The following is a 17,160-nucleotide window of genomic DNA, read 5'->3' as shown; positions in this document are numbered from 1 at the left end:
CTATGGAAAGTCGTTTACGCGTGAATTGGATAGCCCCTGTCGGCTACTTTATTATATGGTTTTTCATTGGAATTTTTATAGTCAAGGATTACGGCGTCACATGGGATGAGCCCATCATGCGGCAGCTCGGGCTTGTCGGATTAAAGTACGTCAACAACATATTGGGACAGCCTTTCACCATCCCGATCAGCAATCAGATTGAAGACTTCAGTACGTTCATTAACCATGAATATGGAAGTTTGTTCGAGATTATCCTCGCAGGTGCAGAACTGGCATTCATCAAACCGATTGTCTACGAATATCTGGACATGGATGGGTCCGCTTACTATTTACGCCACATCATCACCTGGCTTGTCTTCTGGCTTTCAGCTATCTTTTTTTACAAACTCGTTCAGCTTCGTGTAAAAAGTATTGTTATCGCCCTACTGGGTACCTCCATTTACCTGCTTTCACCAAGAATATTTGCTGATTCTTTTTATAATTCCAAGGACATTATCTTCCTGGCATTTTTTGTAATCAACACTTATACGCTCTCGCTTCTGTTTTCGAAATTCACTTTTAAACATGCATTTTTTCACGGCATGTCAACAGGTTTTCTGATTTCGATACGACTGATGGGTATTATTTCAGTTGCGCTTTCCCTGGCCTTTATTGCAGCCTACCTTCTTTTTACTATAAAAAAGCCCGCTATTAAAACCAGTCTGCTGGTTGTCGGAGCTTACCTCCTCTCGGCATCGGTTTTCATTTATCTGCTCTGGCCGTTTTTATGGGAAAGCCCTTTTTCAAGATTTTTCGAAGCATTACGACTGATGGCACATTTTGTCCGCCAGGATAGCCCTATGCTTTACCGTGGTGAGTTTATTAACCGCGATCAGATTCCATGGCACTATGTACCGGTGTGGCTGTTGATAACGATTCCGCCTTTTTATCTTTTCCTTGGTTTTATCGCGGGCGCTGTCACATTATTTTCATTTGGAAAAGAGTTTATCCGCCGGAACTTTGCGGCGATTCCTTTCATTGATTTATATGTCATTGCCTCATTGATCCTGCCTATTGCCTCTATTATTTTCCTTCAGTCCATTATTTATGACGGCTGGCGGCACCTTTTTTACCTGCACGCCTTTATATCGTATCTCGCGACCTTAGGCGGGTATTTTATCGTGAAAGCAGTTTCCGAGAAATATGCGTTATATGCAAAACTGGCCTGGGCAGCGGTGCTTTTGTTCTATGTCGGCATCATTATAAAAATGCACCCGCAGCAACAGGTTTATTTCAGCATGTTTAATAAACATCCGCAAACCGCTTATGAGCTCGATTATTGGGGACATTCTTATAAAGAATCTTTGGAATGGCTTTGTAAAAATTCAGATAAGGACACCATCAAAATTGCTTACATCCGTATTGGAAACCAACCCATGACGATGAATAAAAGGCTTCTGCCTCCGAAGGAGCGTAACCGAATCGTCTTTAAAAAATCATTGAAAGAAAGTGATTATTACATCACCAATTATAAATTTGGCGATCATGATATACTCACAGGCAAACATATCGACATTACGGACAGCCTAGACAAAGAAATCTACAATATTGCCCCGATGGGTTATAAAATAAATACAGTTTTTTCCGTTAAGAAATAGTTGAATCCGCGTTTTCAGGCACCTCTTTTTAATTAAAAACAGTTACATCAAAAAAGAAGTATCTCAAAACCAGAACAAATCTTTAAATTTGCCAGAATTTTCAGACATTTTCCAGGTCGATATTATTTACAAAGTTGTCATAACCTGAATACTTTTTAATTCTATTATAATGCTTGATAAAATTTTTACTTTTTCTTTTCTACGGATCTGGCTCCTTCTTGTTTTAATTCCTTTTGGCGTAAGTGCCCAAATAAAAATTACTTCTCCCGTAGAACGGGCTGTTTACCAACGCGGTGCTGCCGGTCAGGCGACTGTTTCTGTATCCGGAATTTATACCGCACCGATTGACAAGGTTGAAATCAGGGCATTGCCAGCGATTGCAGGGCAAGGAATTCCCACGGACTGGAGTGTTTTACAGACGGATCCTTCCGGTGGTATTTTCAGTGGGACTATCCTGCTCAATTCTGGCTGGTACACGCTGGAAGCAAGAGCTTCCCTAGCCGGAAATGCCGTAGGGCAACCAGCAATTCTTTCCCGAATGGGCGTTGGAGAAGTATTTATGATATCTGGCCAATCGAATGCACAAGGTGTTGATTACGAGGCAAGTTCCAAGCCGGTCGCAACAGATGATCGTGTCAATTTCCTGAATCAAAGTAACGTAGTAAACTCTCTCGGAGATCCCGAATATCCGGTTTTTGATCGTCTTGATAATCCAATAGATAATATTGGGCCGAGGGGTAAAAGTCCATGGTGTTGGGGTATTCTTGGTGATCTACTCGTGCAGAAATTGAACGTACCGGTCATGTTCATCAATTCGGCCTGGGAAGGAACATCAATTAAATACTGGCGTGCAAGCGCTGAAGGCAAACGTGCCCAAAATTTTTACGGGTTCATTTATCCAGACCAAATGCCCTATGCCAACCTCCGCATTTTTATGCAAAATACAGCAAAGCAATTTGGCGTACGGGCAATATTGTGGATGCAGGGTGAAACAGACACCTTTCCGGAGGCTACCAGTTATGAGGAATACAGAAGTAGTTTACAGTATGTAATAGACAGACTTGGTGCAGATATTAACGGCCGGGTTACCTGGGTTATTTCCAGAACATCAAGAATCCGAAATGATAATGGAGCCTCGATTACCAGCCCTGCGGTGATTGGCGCGCAAAATGCTGTTATTGATGGGCTTTTCAGTACTGCTTATCGCGGCCCGGAAACTGATGGACTTTACCCGCAACGTGCCGACGGAACCCATTTCGCGGGTAAAGATAATACGGCGGGACTCTTCATTCTTGCCAATGCATGGAATAGCACGCTGGATATTGATTTCTTCAACAAAGTAAGCCCTCTACTCCCGGCTGCAATGCCTAAAATCACCAGTATTTGTGCCACTAACAACACATCGCTGACACTTACAGCGCCGGATGGTTATGCCTCATACATGTGGCTCCCTAGTTATGCCAAAGGAAAAACGTTAACCGTTACGGGACCAGGAGAATATTACGTTCAATTGAAGGATGCAACCGGAAATACCGTTAACAGCCAGAAACTGATCGTGACTTCATCCATCAAACCTGCCACACCAACGATCGTTCAGTCGGGCTCGCAGCAGGCCTGTGCAGACTCTGCATTTGTTTTCTCGCTGACTTCAAGCAATGACGATTACAGCTGGTTCAAACAAAACACCACAACAGTTCTTGCCAAAGGCCCTACTTTCTCTGTAAAGGAAGCAGGAACTTATCAGGTAAAAAGCCAAAATGTTCTGGGCTGTTCATCTGAAACCTCAGCCGCTGCTTCGTTGGTTATTCGTCCGCAGGTCCCACAGCCGACAATCGCGAAGTCCGGTCCGTTTACCATTATGGCCACGGTTGCACAAACGGGGTTGAACGAAAAATATGACTGGAAAAGAGACGAGAAAATCTTGCTGAATCATAGCAATATTATCAAAACCGATACATCGGGAAGTTACGCGGCACGCACAAAAGTGACTTACACACTCGGCAGCAATGCGCTGACTTGTTACTCGCCATACTCTCCTTCACAGGAAGTGATTACAAACGATAAAAATGACGTGGTAGTTTTCCCTAACCCGGGACTTGCAGACGGTGTTTATATCGAGTCGAGAGACAACATGAAGAATGCTGAAATTACTGTTTATGACATCTACGGACGGGTTGTAGTGACACAAACTGAGGATTTAACGAGCCGTGTTAAAATACAGGTTAAGAATCTTACGACAGGAAAATACATCATTCGCGTTAAATCCGCAGAGGTGGATCTAAGTAAGCAAATTATGATTAGATAAATATTTTGTCTTTAAAAAATACTAAATAAGCCACGGGTGACCGTGGCTTATTTAGTATGATACTAATTAGGTAAAAGATAAAGTAAAGAATTTGATTGATAAATTTGCAAAGGCTAATTTTGACAGTAATAAAGTTTTCCCTGGTGTTTATCCAACGGATTTCTGATAGCAGTATATCAATTGAAATTAACAATCAATGAATAATAACTATCTTCCTTCCGACTATTTACCGATTATTGTTCAATTCATTCTGGCTGCCGGGTTTATTGGCGGAACGATGATTGTGACCCATTTAATTGGCCCAAGTCGCAAAAGCAAGCTTAAGGACGATCCTTTTGAATGCGGGATCGAATCCGTTGGTGATGCAAGAACACCTATTTCAGTTAAGTATTTTCTAGTAGCTATTCTTTTCGTTCTTTTCGATGTCGAAGTAATATTTATGTACCCATGGGCAGTCAATTTTAAACAATTGGGAATGTTCGGGTTTCTGGAAATGTTACTGTTTATGGCATTACTTCTTTCCGGATTTTACTACATCATCCGTAAAGGCGTACTCAACTGGGAAGACTAGTATATAAAACATTGTAATCCAACAGATTATGAAAGAAGTAACGATAGCGGAAGCACCTCAGGGACATAGCGGATCAGGATTTTTTGCCACTTCATTTGATGAAGCAATCGGTCTTGCCAGAAGTTACTCACTCTGGCCTTTACCATTTGCAACCTCTTGCTGTGGTATCGAGTTTATGGCAACCATGGGCGCTCACTACGATATATCACGTTTCGGATCGGAACGTCCAAGTTTCTCACCACGCCAGGCAGACTTGCTGATGGTGATGGGTACCATTGCAAAAAAAATGGCCCCGGTTGTGAAGCAGGTTTATCTTCAGATGGCAGAGCCCCGCTGGGTTTTGGCCGTTGGTGCCTGTGCATCAAGCGGTGGTATTTTTGATACGTACAGCGTTTTGCAGGGTATTGACCGTATTATCCCTGTTGACATTTACGTACCAGGATGCCCTCCCCGTCCGGAACAGATCATCGAAGGACTTATGGGCATTCAGAAACTGGCACAAAACGAAAAACTTCGTCGCAGAAACACCGACGAATACCAGGAACTTTTAGCATCCTATAATATTCAATAATTACCCTATGCTAAGCAATCAGGAAGTAGCCGAAGAGCTATTGGGGAAATTTGGTGATCAGGTATATGACTTTGAAGAGCCTTACGGATTACTGACACTCTCAACAACCCGTGAGGAAATTATTCCGATCCTTGAATTTTTAAAAGAGCATAAAACGTATCAGATCAATTTCCTTACGGATATCACAGGTGTTCATTATCCTGACAATACCGGTAAGGAATTTGCTGTGGTTTATCACCTGCATAGCTTTATACATAATTTCAGGATCCGGATCAAAGTATTCATTGCGGAAGCTGATATCCACATTCCAACCACAACAGGGCTTTACGCGAGCGCAAACTGGATGGAACGTGAAACTTATGACTTCTACGGAATTCTTTTTGACGGTCATCCCAATCTGGTGCGAATCCTGAATATTGAAGAAATGGATTATTTCCCGATGCGTAAGGAATATGCTCTGGAAGATGCTACGCGGGAAGATAAAATTGATGCGCTTTTTGGTCGTTGATCCTTTAAGGAAAAGAGTAAGTTATGGCAGATATCGAATTATTACCTCATAATGTTCCTGCTCAATCAGAATTGCCTGAATTGATCGAGGAGCTTACAACCCTGAACCTTGGCCCTACCCACCCGGCTACGCACGGTATTTTTCAGAATATCCTTCAAATGGATGGTGAAAAAATCGTTTCTGGTGAGCAAACCATAGGTTATATACACAGAGCTTTCGAAAAAATCGCCGAAAGACGCCCGTTCTACCAGATTACCACGCTTACTGACCGCATGAATTATTGTTCTTCACCGATCAATAACTTCGGCTGGCATATGACGATGGAGAAGTTTTTGCAGATTGATGTTCCGAAACGTGCGCAGTATATCCGCGTGATCATGATGGAGCTTGCAAGAATTTCAGATCACCTGATTTGCAACAGTATCTTAGGTGTGGACTCAGGCGCGTTTTCAGGTTTCCTTTACGTGATGCAAAAACGTGAGGACATATATGAAATCTACGAAGAGGTCTGCGGTGCACGATTAACAACAAACATGGGCCGTATCGGTGGTATGGAACGTGATTTATCGAGCACGGCACTTCGCAAGATCCGCGAATTTATCAAGACATTCCCGCCTGTTCTTCGCGAGTTTGAAAAACTGATGAGCCGTAACCGTATTTTCATGGACCGGGTAATCAATGTTGGACCAATCTCCCTTGAACGTGCGCTTTCATATGGTTTCACAGGACCTAATTTACGTGCTGCCGGTTTGGATTACGATGTCCGTGTGATGGAGCCTTATTCATCTTACGAAGATTTTGATTTCAGCATTCCGGTCGGACAAAGCGGTGATACATTTGACCGCTACAATGTGCGTATGGAAGAAATGTGGCAGAGTCTGAAAATTGTGGAACAGGCTTTGGAAAATCTTCCGGAAGGACCTTATTACGCAGACACACCGGAATATTATCTTCCTCCCAAAAAAGAGGTTTATGGCAATATGGAGGCACTTATCTACCATTTCAAAATTGTGATGGGAGAGATAGACGCTCCGATCGGTGAAGTTTATCACGCCGTTGAAGGTGGTAACGGAGAGTTAGGTTTTTACCTGATCAGCGATGGCGGAAGAGCTCCGTATCGTCTTCATTTCCGTCGCCCGAGTTTTATATATTATCAGGCCTATCCTGAAATGTGCAAAGGAAGCACGCTTTCAGATGCTATTCTAACCATGAGTAGCCTGAACGTTATCGCAGGAGAATTGGACGCATAAAATCAGATTGATTATTTGATTTTCAAAAGATCGTATTAAAGAAATGACTGAAACACCAAATCCCGTTGCGTTTACCACGGAACGACTGGCGAAAGTAAAAGAAATCATTGCACGTTATCCGGAAGGCCGCCAAAAATCGGCTTTGCTTCCTGTTTTGCACGTTGCCCAGGAACAATGGGGATGGGTGAGCAGCGAGGTGATGGATTATGTCGCAGACATATTGAGCATCAAACCGGTAGAGGTTTATGAGGTTGCTTCCTTTTATACCATGTACCACCTTGACGCTGTCGGAAAACACGTCATTGAGTACTGTCGTACAGGCCCTTGCTGCCTGATGGGTGGTGAAGAAATATATGATTACCTGAAACAAAAACTTGGCATTCAAGCCGGACAAACTACGCCTGACGGTCTTTTTACACTGAAAGAAGTAGAATGTCTTGCAGCTTGTGGCTGGGGCCCCGTTTTCCAGATTCGTGAGAAGTTTTACATGAACCTGACCCGCGAGCGTGTTGACGAAATCATTGAAGAGTTAAGCAAATAAGCCTTTTATAAGCTGAAAATAGTATCCTGAAAAATGGCTAAAAAAATATTAACGGAACACATTAACGTCCCAGGTATTGAAACCTTTGAGGTTTACCGTAAACAGGGAGGTTATACTGCTGTTGAAAAAGCGATAAAAACCATGACTCCCGAGGAGGTTGTGGAAGAAGCTAAAAAATCCGGAATACGCGGACGCGGTGGTGCAGGGTTTCCTATGGGAATGAAATGGGGCTTTCTGGCAAAACCGGAAGGCGTTCCCCGTTACCTCGTTTGTAATGCAGATGAATCGGAGCCTGGTACTTTCAAGGACCACCACCTGATGAAATGCATTCCTCACCTGCTTATTGAAGGCATGATCGTATCCAGCTTTGCTTTGGGCGCGAACAAGTCTTTCATCTACGTGCGTGGTGAGCTTATGTATGTGATCCGTATCCTGGAAAAAGCCATTGAAGAAGCGAAAGCAAACGGTTTTCTTGGAAAAAATATATTGGGCAGCGGTTATGATCTGGAACTTGTAGTACAGCCTGGAGGCGGTGCCTACATCTGCGGAGAAGAAACTGCCCTGCTTGAATCTTTGGAAGGTAAAAGAGGAAATCCTCGTAATAAACCTCCGTTCCCTGCGGTAAAAGGACTTTACCAAAGCCCTACTGTGGTGAATAATGTGGAATCTATTTCCAACATGCCATGGGTGATCAACAACGGTGGTGATGCTTATGCAGCGATCGGAATTGGACGCAGTACCGGAACAAAACTTATTTCCGCATCAGGCCATATTCAAAAACCAGGGGTTTATGAAATCGAATTGGGCGTTAGTGTGGATGAATTCCTTAACTCGGATGAATATTGTGGTGGAATCCGTAAAGGACATCATTTGAAAGCATTGGTTGCGGGAGGTTCGTCCGTACCTATTTTACCTGCGCATTTGATTACAAAAACGGCTGCCGGTGAAGACCGTCTGATGAGTTATGAATCGTTATCGGATGGTGGGTTTGCAACGGGTACGATGTTGGGTTCAGGTGGTTTTATCGTGTTTGATGAAACGGCTTGTATCGTTCGCAATACCTGGAACTTCTCCCGCTTTTATCACCATGAATCCTGTGGACAATGCAGCCCCTGCCGTGAAGGTACAGGCTGGATGGAGAAAGTTTTGCACCGTATCGAACATGGGCACGGAAGCATGCATGACATCGATCTGCTGGTAGACGTAGCTAAGAAAATCGAGGGAAATACGATTTGTCCGCTGGGTGACGCAGCTGCGTGGCCTGTTGCGAGTGCAATCCGCCATTTCCGCGAGGAATTTGAATGGCATATCACCAACCCGCACGAAGCTACCCAACCAGGAGCCGTGTTTATGGGTGCGGTTTTGGCATAGTTGGAAAATTGTGACAACCAGATACTAAATCTTTAATACACCTGATACTAATTCCTTAATACATTTGCGAATTAGCCCGGAAGGTATCCGGATGAATTAAAAATAGCCAAGTATGCAATTATTGATTAGACCAGTTTACAATTTTATAAAGAATAACGCGTACCCATTAACCTTTGCCTTCTGTATTGTTTGTACAGTCATAATGCTCTATATCAAGGGAGTTTTTATACTGAGTTATCATCCGGACATTTCCGGAAGTGAGCGTGGTACTACATTCGGGATACAAATTGTTGCTGATAATCAACCGCTTTACCGAAACCCGGAAGTTCCGCCATTTTGGATTGTGCAGTACGCTCCTTTATATTATTACCTGGTCGGGAAGACTTATCAGTTATTGAATTGGGATCCTACGAATATTTACAGGATACAATTTTTAAGCCGGCTGATATCCTTCATTCTGGTGTCCATTTCTATGGTGGTTGCCTACATCACAGTCAGGAGATTCATTCAGGTTTCAAAACTGCTGAGTATTGTTTTCTGCTGTCTGTTGTTTGGTCAGCTGCAACAGTGGCATTTAACCAATTCCAGAATTGACAGTCTTCTTTTCCTGTTCACGGTACTTTACATCCATGTGATATTAAAAGCACTCGAACAGAAAGATGAATGGAACAAATATTTCGTCCTTGCGGGTTTTCTCGCGGTCGTTGCATTTTTCACTAAACAAAGTGCTTTAATCCACAGTATCGTTTTACTGGGTTATTTCTTTTACAGGTTCCAATGGTCGTCGCTCTTTAAAATGGCGGGTGTACTGGCGGTACTTTTTCTGGTATTTACATTAATTTTCAGCCAGTTACAGTTTAAGGTATTTTACGATAACCTGTTCGGCAGCCTTCAGTTGCCGATTGTTCCGGGTTGGTTTTATGCTTACACTTTCCGCTATCTTGTTCCGGCGCTGAGTGTTTTAATAGCCGTAAGTTTTATCATCAGTTTGAAATGGCTGGTAAATTCTACGGATCCCAAGACCATTTTCCTGTCGTTATCGACACTTTTGTTCTTTGGTTTTGCCACAGCAACGGCTTTCAAACATGGTGCTGCGGTGGGTTATTATCATGAGTTTGCATACGTAGGGTTACTTGGGATATTTTATTACTTTTATAATGAAAACCTGACCGTAACCAATGCGTCACTGACGTACTATTTGTTTCCTGCACTGGTGGGCCTAACGATGCTGTATTTTACCAGTCAGCAGATGGAAAAATATTACACGACCGACCTGGCCAAATATGAAGCCGATTACAGCCAGCAGAATGAAGTGAAGAAGTATGTGGAAGCGCATATCGCTGCGGATGAAAAGGTTGTGATTTCGGGTGGTGAAGATTTCCGCGGATGGCTTTTACAACATATGCTTTTCAAACATCTTCTGGCTTATCAGGATACCGAAGTCCGCTTTTTATTTGAAGCCAAAAGGTTTAATTTTAGTCGCTTTTATGATTTGGTAAAAGAGAAAAAAATACGTTACCTGATTCTGGATAAGAACAGTCCTCCTTACCTGTACGCCTTTGACTACAAATTTGATCTGAAAGATTATTTGCTGGAAAAAGACATTCACGGATATAAGGTATATAGATTAAAATAAATAAGACGATTTAGAGATGTCTTGATATGGAAGAAATAAAACCACAGTTAATCAAAATAACCTTCGACGGCATTGAGGTCGAAGTGGAACCGGGAACTACGATCATGCAGGCGGCGCGTAAAATCGCCGAAGCTGATGAAAGCCAGGGTCACCTGGTGCCACCGGCCATGTGTTATTACAAACCGCTTCCGACATCAGGCGGAAAGTGCCGTGCATGTTTGGTAAGGGTAGCACAGGGATCTGCCAAAGATCCGCGTCCTATGCCAAAACTTGTTCCTTCATGTATTACCCAGGTTCAGGAAGGTATGGTCGTTGAAAACACAACCAATCCTGCTGTCCTTGATACACGTAAAAGCATTGTTGAATTCCTTTTGATCAATCACCCGCTTGACTGTCCTGTTTGCGACCAGGCCGGCGAATGTCATCTTCAGGATTTCTCTTTTGAGCACGGTTCAGCGAAAACACGTTACGAAGAAGAGCGCAGAACGTTCGAAAAAATAGATATCGGTCCGTTTGTTCAGTTACACATGACGCGTTGCATCCTTTGCTACCGTTGTGTTTACACGGCTGACCAGATCACCAACAATCGTGTTCACGGTGTGATGAACCGCGGCGATGCGTCCGAAATCAGTACTTACATCGAGAAAGCAATTGATAACGACTTCTCCGGAAACGTCATTGATGTTTGTCCGGTTGGCGCTTTGACAGATAAAACCTACCGTTTCAAAAGTCGTGTGTGGTTCTCAAAACCGGTAGATGCACACTGCGACTGTGAAAAATGCAGCGGAAACGTGACTTTGTGGTATCGTGGCGACGAAGTGATCCGTGTAACGGCCCGCAAAAATACCTGGGGTGAAGTGAACGAGTTCATCTGCAATACCTGCCGTTTTGAAAGAAAGAAAACAAGCGACTGGACAATCGAAGGGCCAACAAAAGTAAAACGCAGCTCTGTGATCTCAGCCAACAAATACCGTGCTGATGTAATCAAAAAGCCTGATTTTGCTTTGAAACTTTCTGCTACGCAGTTCAAACCCATTGACGATACACGTGAGTACACGACTGACATCGATACAGTACGTCACCAAAGCATAGAAAACAACGATAAGGCAAATCACCGTTCCTTATTATCGCGGAACAACTAATACGTTCTGTCAACATTATTAACTGTGAACTGAAAAAATGGAATTAACGGAATTTATAATAAAGACCTTAACAATCCTGGTTGTTTTTGTTTTAACACTGGTCATCGCGATGTACTCGACCTGGGGAGAACGCAAAGTGGCGGGTTTTATCCAGGACCGGATGGGGCCTAACAGAGCGGGACCGGGCGGACTTTTACAACCGCTTGCAGATGCAGGTAAAATGTTTTTCAAAGAAGATTTTATTCCGGCACTTGCAAACAAATGGCTTTTTATAGCAGGACCAAGTTTGGCCATGCTTACGGCGCTCCTCGCGAGTGCTGTAATTCCTTTTGGCAGCACTTTCCGTTACGATGGCGTTGAAGTGGTTCTTCAGGGTGTTGAATCCAACATTGGTATTCTTTACGTTTTTGGTGTCGTAGCACTGGGTGTTTACGGGATTATGATCGGTGGATGGGCTTCCAACAACAAATTCTCGTTACTTGGAGCCATCCGTGCAGCATCACAAAATATTAGTTATGAGGTAGCAATGGGACTTTCCCTGATCGCTATTCTGATGATGAGCAGCTCTTTGTCATTAGGAGATATTGTAGCACAGCAGCACGGTGGCAACTGGAATATTTTCTACCAGCCACTGGGTTTCATCATTTTCCTTACCTGTTCTTTTGCAGAATGTAACCGTGTACCTTTCGACCTTCCCGAGTGTGAAACTGAACTTGTGGGTGGTTACCACACGGAATACGGAAGTATGAAACTTGGTTTCTACCTTTTTGCAGAATATATCAACATGTTCGTTTCCTCGGCTATTATCTCTACGCTTTATTTTGGCGGGTATAATTATCCGGGTATGGACTGGGTTTACAATCAGCTTACGGCTTCATTGGGAACTACAACAGGACACAATATTGCTACTTTAATCGGTACAGGCGTATTCTTTGGAAAAGCGTTATTCTTTGTCTTTTTCTACATGTGGGTAAGATGGACACTTCCACGTTTCCGTTATGACCAGTTGATGAACCTTGGCTGGAAAAAACTTATCCCTTTGGCTATTATTAACATTATCATCACCGGAGCAAGTGTGCTTTTCTTAAAGCCATTCATTACGTCTCTGTTGAACTAAGTAACAAAAAACAAGTATTGCCATGCAACTGACCAATCGCTCTAAGCAAGTAAGCAATAAAGAAATGACGCTGATGGAACGCGCCTACCTACCCGCTATTGCGACCGGTATGGCAATTACCATCAAGCACTTTTTCAAGAAAAAGGTAACGATCGAATATCCTGAGGTAAAAAGATATCTTGGCCCTGTATTTCGTGGCCGTCACATCCTGAAAAGAGATGCAGATGGACGTGAACGTTGTACAGCATGCGGGCTTTGTGCAGTGGCTTGTCCTGCGGAAGCGATTTCAATGGTTGCTGCTGAACGTCAAAAAGGGGAAGAATCATTATACAGAGAAGAAAAATATGCGGCGGTTTACGAAGTAAACATGTTGCGTTGCATCTTCTGCGGGTTGTGCGAGGAAGCTTGTCCAAAACAGGCCGTATATTTGCGTCACGATGAATTTATACCTGTTTTCCATGACCGTGATCAGGTAATATGGGGTAAGGATTTACTGGTTGAGGACATGAACAACCGTTACACACGGGAAGCATGGACCAAAGAGGAAGCGCATTTACTGGATCAGAAAAGAGCCAATGGTGAAGTTACCAATGTAGTTCCAAGAGCAATTCCCTGATTTTACCCTTTACTATTGAATCAGCAATTCACAAGCATATGAATCCGACATTATCATTTTTTTACTTCTTATCATTCCTGACGGTGCTTAGCGCGTTAATGGTGATTGTTTCGAAGAACCCGATCCACAGCGTACTTTATCTTATTCTGACGTTTTTTACGCTTTCAGGCCATTATATCCTATTGAATGCGCAATTCCTTGCCGCGGTAAATATTATCGTTTATGCAGGCGCTATCATGGTTCTTTTCCTTTTTGTGATTATGTTTCTTAACATAAAGGATAATCATGAGGAAGCTAAAACCAATCTTACCAAAATTGCCGCTGCGATCGTTGGCGGGACTGTATTTGTGATTCTTTTCGGAGCTTATCGCAAAACGATCCTGATGCCTGTTGATCCTGCCACATTTGACTCACAGGTCGGGATGATCGAAAGCCTGGGGAAACTGCTTTTCCGCGAGTACCTGCTTCCTTTTGAACTTGCCTCTATCCTGCTTCTTGTAGCGATGGTTGGTGCTGTGATGATAGGGAAAAGAGAAATTGGGGAGAGACATTTCTGATTAGCTTAAAAATATGTTTTAGCAAAAGCGGGTCGTTATTGATCCGCTTTTTGTTTTTATAATCATTGATCGAACAAGGATAAGCATTCCAAGAACCAGGTTCCGGATTAGGTACGACACGTTAGAACATCCTGTTTATTGAAAGTATTCTTAAAGCAGGATACAAAGTCTGTAAAGTTTCTGATTGTCATAAAAAAGCAGGAAGCTCCTACGGAGTCACGCTTCATTATATTCCAGATGTATCACTATAAACAGAATGCTCCTAAAGGACGAAGGAGCCACTTCTTTCGAAATGGCTCCTTTATTATTCTGATTTATATTTCAGACCTGCCTTATTCTACCTCCTCAGCATAAGCCTCAACAGGAATACAAGAACAGATCAGATTTCTGTCACCAAAGGCGCTGTCTACACGGCTCACGCTTGGCCAGAATTTATTAAAACGTAAATGCGGCAATGGGAACGCTGCCTTCTCACGACCATATGCGTGCTCCCAAACTTCTGCCAATACCACACGTGATGTGTGAGGTGCATTTTTCAATACGTTATCATTACGATCCGCAGTTCCCTCCTCCACTTCACGCACCTCATTTCTGATCGCGATCATGGTATCACAGAAACGGTCTAGTTCCGCTTTTGATTCAGATTCCGTTGGTTCAATCATCAACGTACCAGCAACCGGGAAAGATAAGGTTGGTGCGTGGAAACCGTAGTCCATCAAACGTTTCGCCAAATCCTCAGCCTCCACACCAGCCGCTTTAAACGGACGGCAATCGAGAATCATCTCGTGTGCACATCTTCCGTTTGTACCGGTGTAAAGTACTTCGTAATGGCCGTTCAGACGTTCCTTGATATAATTGGCATTCAGAATCGCATATTTCGTCGCGTTCGTAAGGCCTTCTCCGCCCATCATCGCGATGTATGCGTAAGAGATTGTCAAAATACTTGCGCTTCCGTAAGGTGCAGCCGAAACCGCTCCTGCCTGTCCTTCTTCCAAATGCTCAGATTGTTTTCCAAGATTAACGTGTCCCGGAAGGAATGGAATAAGATGCTCTCCAACACCGATCGGACCAACACCCGGGCCACCACCTCCGTGAGGAATACAGAACGTTTTGTGCAGGTTCAGGTGACAAACGTCAGCACCGATCGAAGCAGGGCTTGTCAAACCAACCTGTGCGTTCATGTTCGCTCCGTCCATGTAAACCTGTCCTCCGAAAGAATGGATCATCGAACAGATTTCAATGATACTTTCCTCGTAAACCCCATGCGTTGAAGGATAAGTTACCAACAAACATGAAAGCTGATCTTTATATTGTTCAGCTCTCGCTCTTAGATCTTCAACATCGATATTTCCGCGCTCGTCACATTTGGTAACGACCACTTTCATACCCGCCATTACAGCCGAAGCAGGGTTTGTTCCGTGTGCCGAAGACGGGATCAACGCCACATTACGGTGATGATCGCCTCTGCTTTCATGGTATCCACGGATGGCCATCAAACCGGCATATTCTCCCTGGGCACCTGAATTAGGCTGCATCGACATCGCCGCAAATCCGGTGATTTCACATAACCAGGCGCTTAGCTCAGCAACCAGTTGTCCATAACCCAAAGCCTGGTTTGCCGGAACAAACGGATGTATTGCTCCAAATTCAGGCCAGGTCAACGGAATCATTTCTGCCGTAGCATTCAGTTTCATCGTACAGCTACCCAATGAAATCATCGAATGGACCAGAGAAAGGTCTTTGTTTTCAAGTGATTTCAGGTAACGAAGCATTTCGTGTTCTGTGTGATAAGCACTGAATACCGGATGCGTCAGATATGAAGAAGTACGAACCAGGTTTTCAGCCAATGTGAACTCCATTTCTTCGTCGATCACCAACTCTCCCTGGAATCCGGATACCTCGGCAAAAAGGTTTAAAAGCGCGATCACATCGTCAAAGGTCTTCGCCTCATCAAATGAAATCCCGATGCTTCCGTCTTTGTTATAACGAAGGTTAATGCCCCATTTCAGCGCATTTTCCCTGATTTTGCTTGTAAGTGTTGTTTTGATCGTAACCGTATCAAAATAATTTGTGTTCACCACTTCGAAATTGAATTTTCTAACGGTGTCAACAAATAAACGGGTCAGACCGTGTACACGTGTTGCGATATTTTTGATACCCTCCGGACCGTGGTAAACGCTGTAAGCTCCCGCGATTACTGCCAGTAGAACCTGTGCAGTACAAATGTTGGAAGTAGCTTTTTCGCGACGGATATGCTGCTCACGTGTCTGGAGTGCCATTCTCAACGCACGATTGCCTTCTGTATCAACCGATACGCCAATAATACGGCCAGGAATGTGACGTTTGAAAGCATCCTTTGTAGCAAAGTAAGCCGCATGAGGACCACCATAACCCATCGGAACACCAAAACGCTGTGAAGAACCTACCACAACATCGGCACCCATTTCGCCCGGCGCCTTCAAAAGTGTAAGCGCTAATAAGTCAGCTGCAACTGCCACGGTGATGTTAACATCGTGCGCCGCCGCGATAAAATCTGTATAATCTATTACCTCACCGTTTGTTGCAGGATATTGCACCAATACGCCGTAAAGATTTTCCTCTGTAAGGTCAACGGTTTCATGGTTTCCAACAACAACCTCTATACCAATCGGTTTAGCCCTTGTATAAATAAGGTCGATGGTTTGCGGATGGCAAAGCTCGGAAACGAAAAATTTATCTGCCTTCTTTTTAGCCGACGGACGAAGGCTGTGAAGCATCGTCATCGCTTCTGCCGCAGCCGTTGCTTCATCAAGCAAAGACGCGTTGGCGATCTCCATGCCTGTCAGATCCGTGATCACAGTCTGGAAATTCAGAAGCATTTCCAATCTTCCTTGTGCAATTTCTGCCTGATATGGCGTATAAGCCGTATACCAGGCCGGATTTTCGAGGATATTTCTTAAAATAACATTGGGCGTAACGGTATCGTAATATCCTGTTCCGATATAGGTTTTCAGGATCGCGTTCTTACGTGCCAGTTTCTTGATTCCGTCCAAAAACTCCTGCTCGGATTTCGGGCGTGGTAAATTCAAAGGCTTAGGCAGGCGAATAGCCGCCGGAAGCGTTTGTTCTATCAATTCATCCAGGGAAGATGCCCCAACCGTGCGCAACATTTCCTGTAATTCCTGCTCATTCTTACCGTGGTGTCGGTTTTCGAATTTATCCTGGCTTCGAAGATTGATTTTCATTATTTGGGCTAACGTGACCGTTAATAGTTGGTTATAAAATACAAAAGTAAGCAAAACCCATGAAATCTCTGAGAGAATATCGGGATTGCTTACTCTTGAATATGTTCGAAATTA

14 protein-coding genes are annotated in these 17,160 nt (G+C 43.6%); 13 read left to right on the top strand and 1 reads right to left on the bottom strand.

Annotated features, from left to right (window positions below):
* Positions 1-2: 2 nt before the first annotated feature.
* The 13 genes from M1L62_RS10575 (at position 3) to M1L62_RS10515 (ending at position 13,822) form a co-directional block, all read left to right on the top strand.
* Positions 3-1,637, top strand: a complete 1,635-nt coding sequence (locus tag M1L62_RS10575) for a glycosyltransferase family protein (RefSeq protein ID WP_254413005.1) — start codon at positions 3-5, stop codon at positions 1,635-1,637.
* Between the two features lie 169 nt (positions 1,638-1,806).
* Complete coding sequence (locus tag M1L62_RS10570) at positions 1,807-3,942, top strand: T9SS type A sorting domain-containing protein (protein WP_254413004.1); 2,136 nt, start codon at positions 1,807-1,809, stop codon at positions 3,940-3,942.
* Between the two features lie 196 nt (positions 3,943-4,138).
* A complete protein-coding gene (locus M1L62_RS10565) occupies positions 4,139-4,513 on the top strand; it encodes an NADH-quinone oxidoreductase subunit A (RefSeq protein ID WP_254413003.1) in 375 nt (124 codons plus the stop codon).
* 28 nt (positions 4,514-4,541) lie between these two features.
* Positions 4,542-5,084, top strand: coding sequence for an NADH-quinone oxidoreductase subunit B (locus M1L62_RS10560; protein ID WP_254413002.1), 543 nt, complete (start codon positions 4,542-4,544; stop codon positions 5,082-5,084).
* 7 nt (positions 5,085-5,091) lie between these two features.
* Positions 5,092-5,592, top strand: a complete 501-nt coding sequence (locus tag M1L62_RS10555; protein ID WP_254413001.1) for an NADH-quinone oxidoreductase subunit C — start codon at positions 5,092-5,094, stop codon at positions 5,590-5,592.
* Between the two features lie 23 nt (positions 5,593-5,615).
* A complete protein-coding gene (nuoD, locus tag M1L62_RS10550; protein WP_254413000.1) occupies positions 5,616-6,842 on the top strand; it encodes an NADH dehydrogenase (quinone) subunit D in 1,227 nt (408 codons plus the stop codon).
* Between the two features lie 43 nt (positions 6,843-6,885).
* Entirely contained in the window at positions 6,886-7,383 is a 498-nt protein-coding gene (locus M1L62_RS10545; protein WP_254412999.1) for an NADH-quinone oxidoreductase subunit NuoE family protein, read from the top strand.
* 33 nt (positions 7,384-7,416) lie between these two features.
* Positions 7,417-8,754, top strand: a complete 1,338-nt coding sequence (gene nuoF, locus M1L62_RS10540) for an NADH-quinone oxidoreductase subunit NuoF (protein ID WP_254412998.1) — start codon at positions 7,417-7,419, stop codon at positions 8,752-8,754.
* Positions 8,755-8,956: 202 nt separating this feature from the next.
* Positions 8,957-10,390: an ArnT family glycosyltransferase gene (locus tag M1L62_RS10535; RefSeq protein ID WP_254412997.1), complete on the top strand. Its 1,434-nt coding sequence runs from the start codon at positions 8,957-8,959 to the stop codon at positions 10,388-10,390.
* A 26-nt stretch (positions 10,391-10,416) separates the two neighbouring features.
* Complete coding sequence (locus M1L62_RS10530) at positions 10,417-11,532, top strand: NADH-quinone oxidoreductase subunit G (RefSeq protein WP_254412996.1); 1,116 nt, start codon at positions 10,417-10,419, stop codon at positions 11,530-11,532.
* A 37-nt stretch (positions 11,533-11,569) separates the two neighbouring features.
* Positions 11,570-12,649 (top strand): NADH-quinone oxidoreductase subunit NuoH, encoded by a 1,080-nt coding sequence (gene nuoH / locus M1L62_RS10525; protein WP_254412995.1) that lies wholly within the window; start codon positions 11,570-11,572, stop codon positions 12,647-12,649.
* Between the two features lie 22 nt (positions 12,650-12,671).
* Positions 12,672-13,265: a NuoI/complex I 23 kDa subunit family protein gene (locus M1L62_RS10520; protein WP_254412994.1), complete on the top strand. Its 594-nt coding sequence runs from the start codon at positions 12,672-12,674 to the stop codon at positions 13,263-13,265.
* Between the two features lie 38 nt (positions 13,266-13,303).
* Positions 13,304-13,822, top strand: a complete 519-nt coding sequence (locus M1L62_RS10515) for an NADH-quinone oxidoreductase subunit J family protein (RefSeq protein ID WP_254412993.1) — start codon at positions 13,304-13,306, stop codon at positions 13,820-13,822.
* A gap of 332 nt (positions 13,823-14,154) precedes the next feature.
* Here M1L62_RS10515 and gcvP read toward each other — a convergent pair whose 3' ends face one another.
* Positions 14,155-17,046, bottom strand: a complete 2,892-nt coding sequence (gcvP, locus tag M1L62_RS10510) for an aminomethyl-transferring glycine dehydrogenase (protein ID WP_254412992.1) — start codon at positions 17,044-17,046, stop codon at positions 14,155-14,157.
* Positions 17,047-17,160: the final 114 nt, after the last annotated feature.

The organism is Dyadobacter diqingensis, assembly GCF_024220585.1.
In the GTDB taxonomy this organism is placed as follows: Bacteria; Bacteroidota; Bacteroidia; order Cytophagales; family Spirosomataceae; genus Dyadobacter; species Dyadobacter diqingensis.
This window is presented reverse-complemented; position numbering and strand designations above follow the sequence as displayed.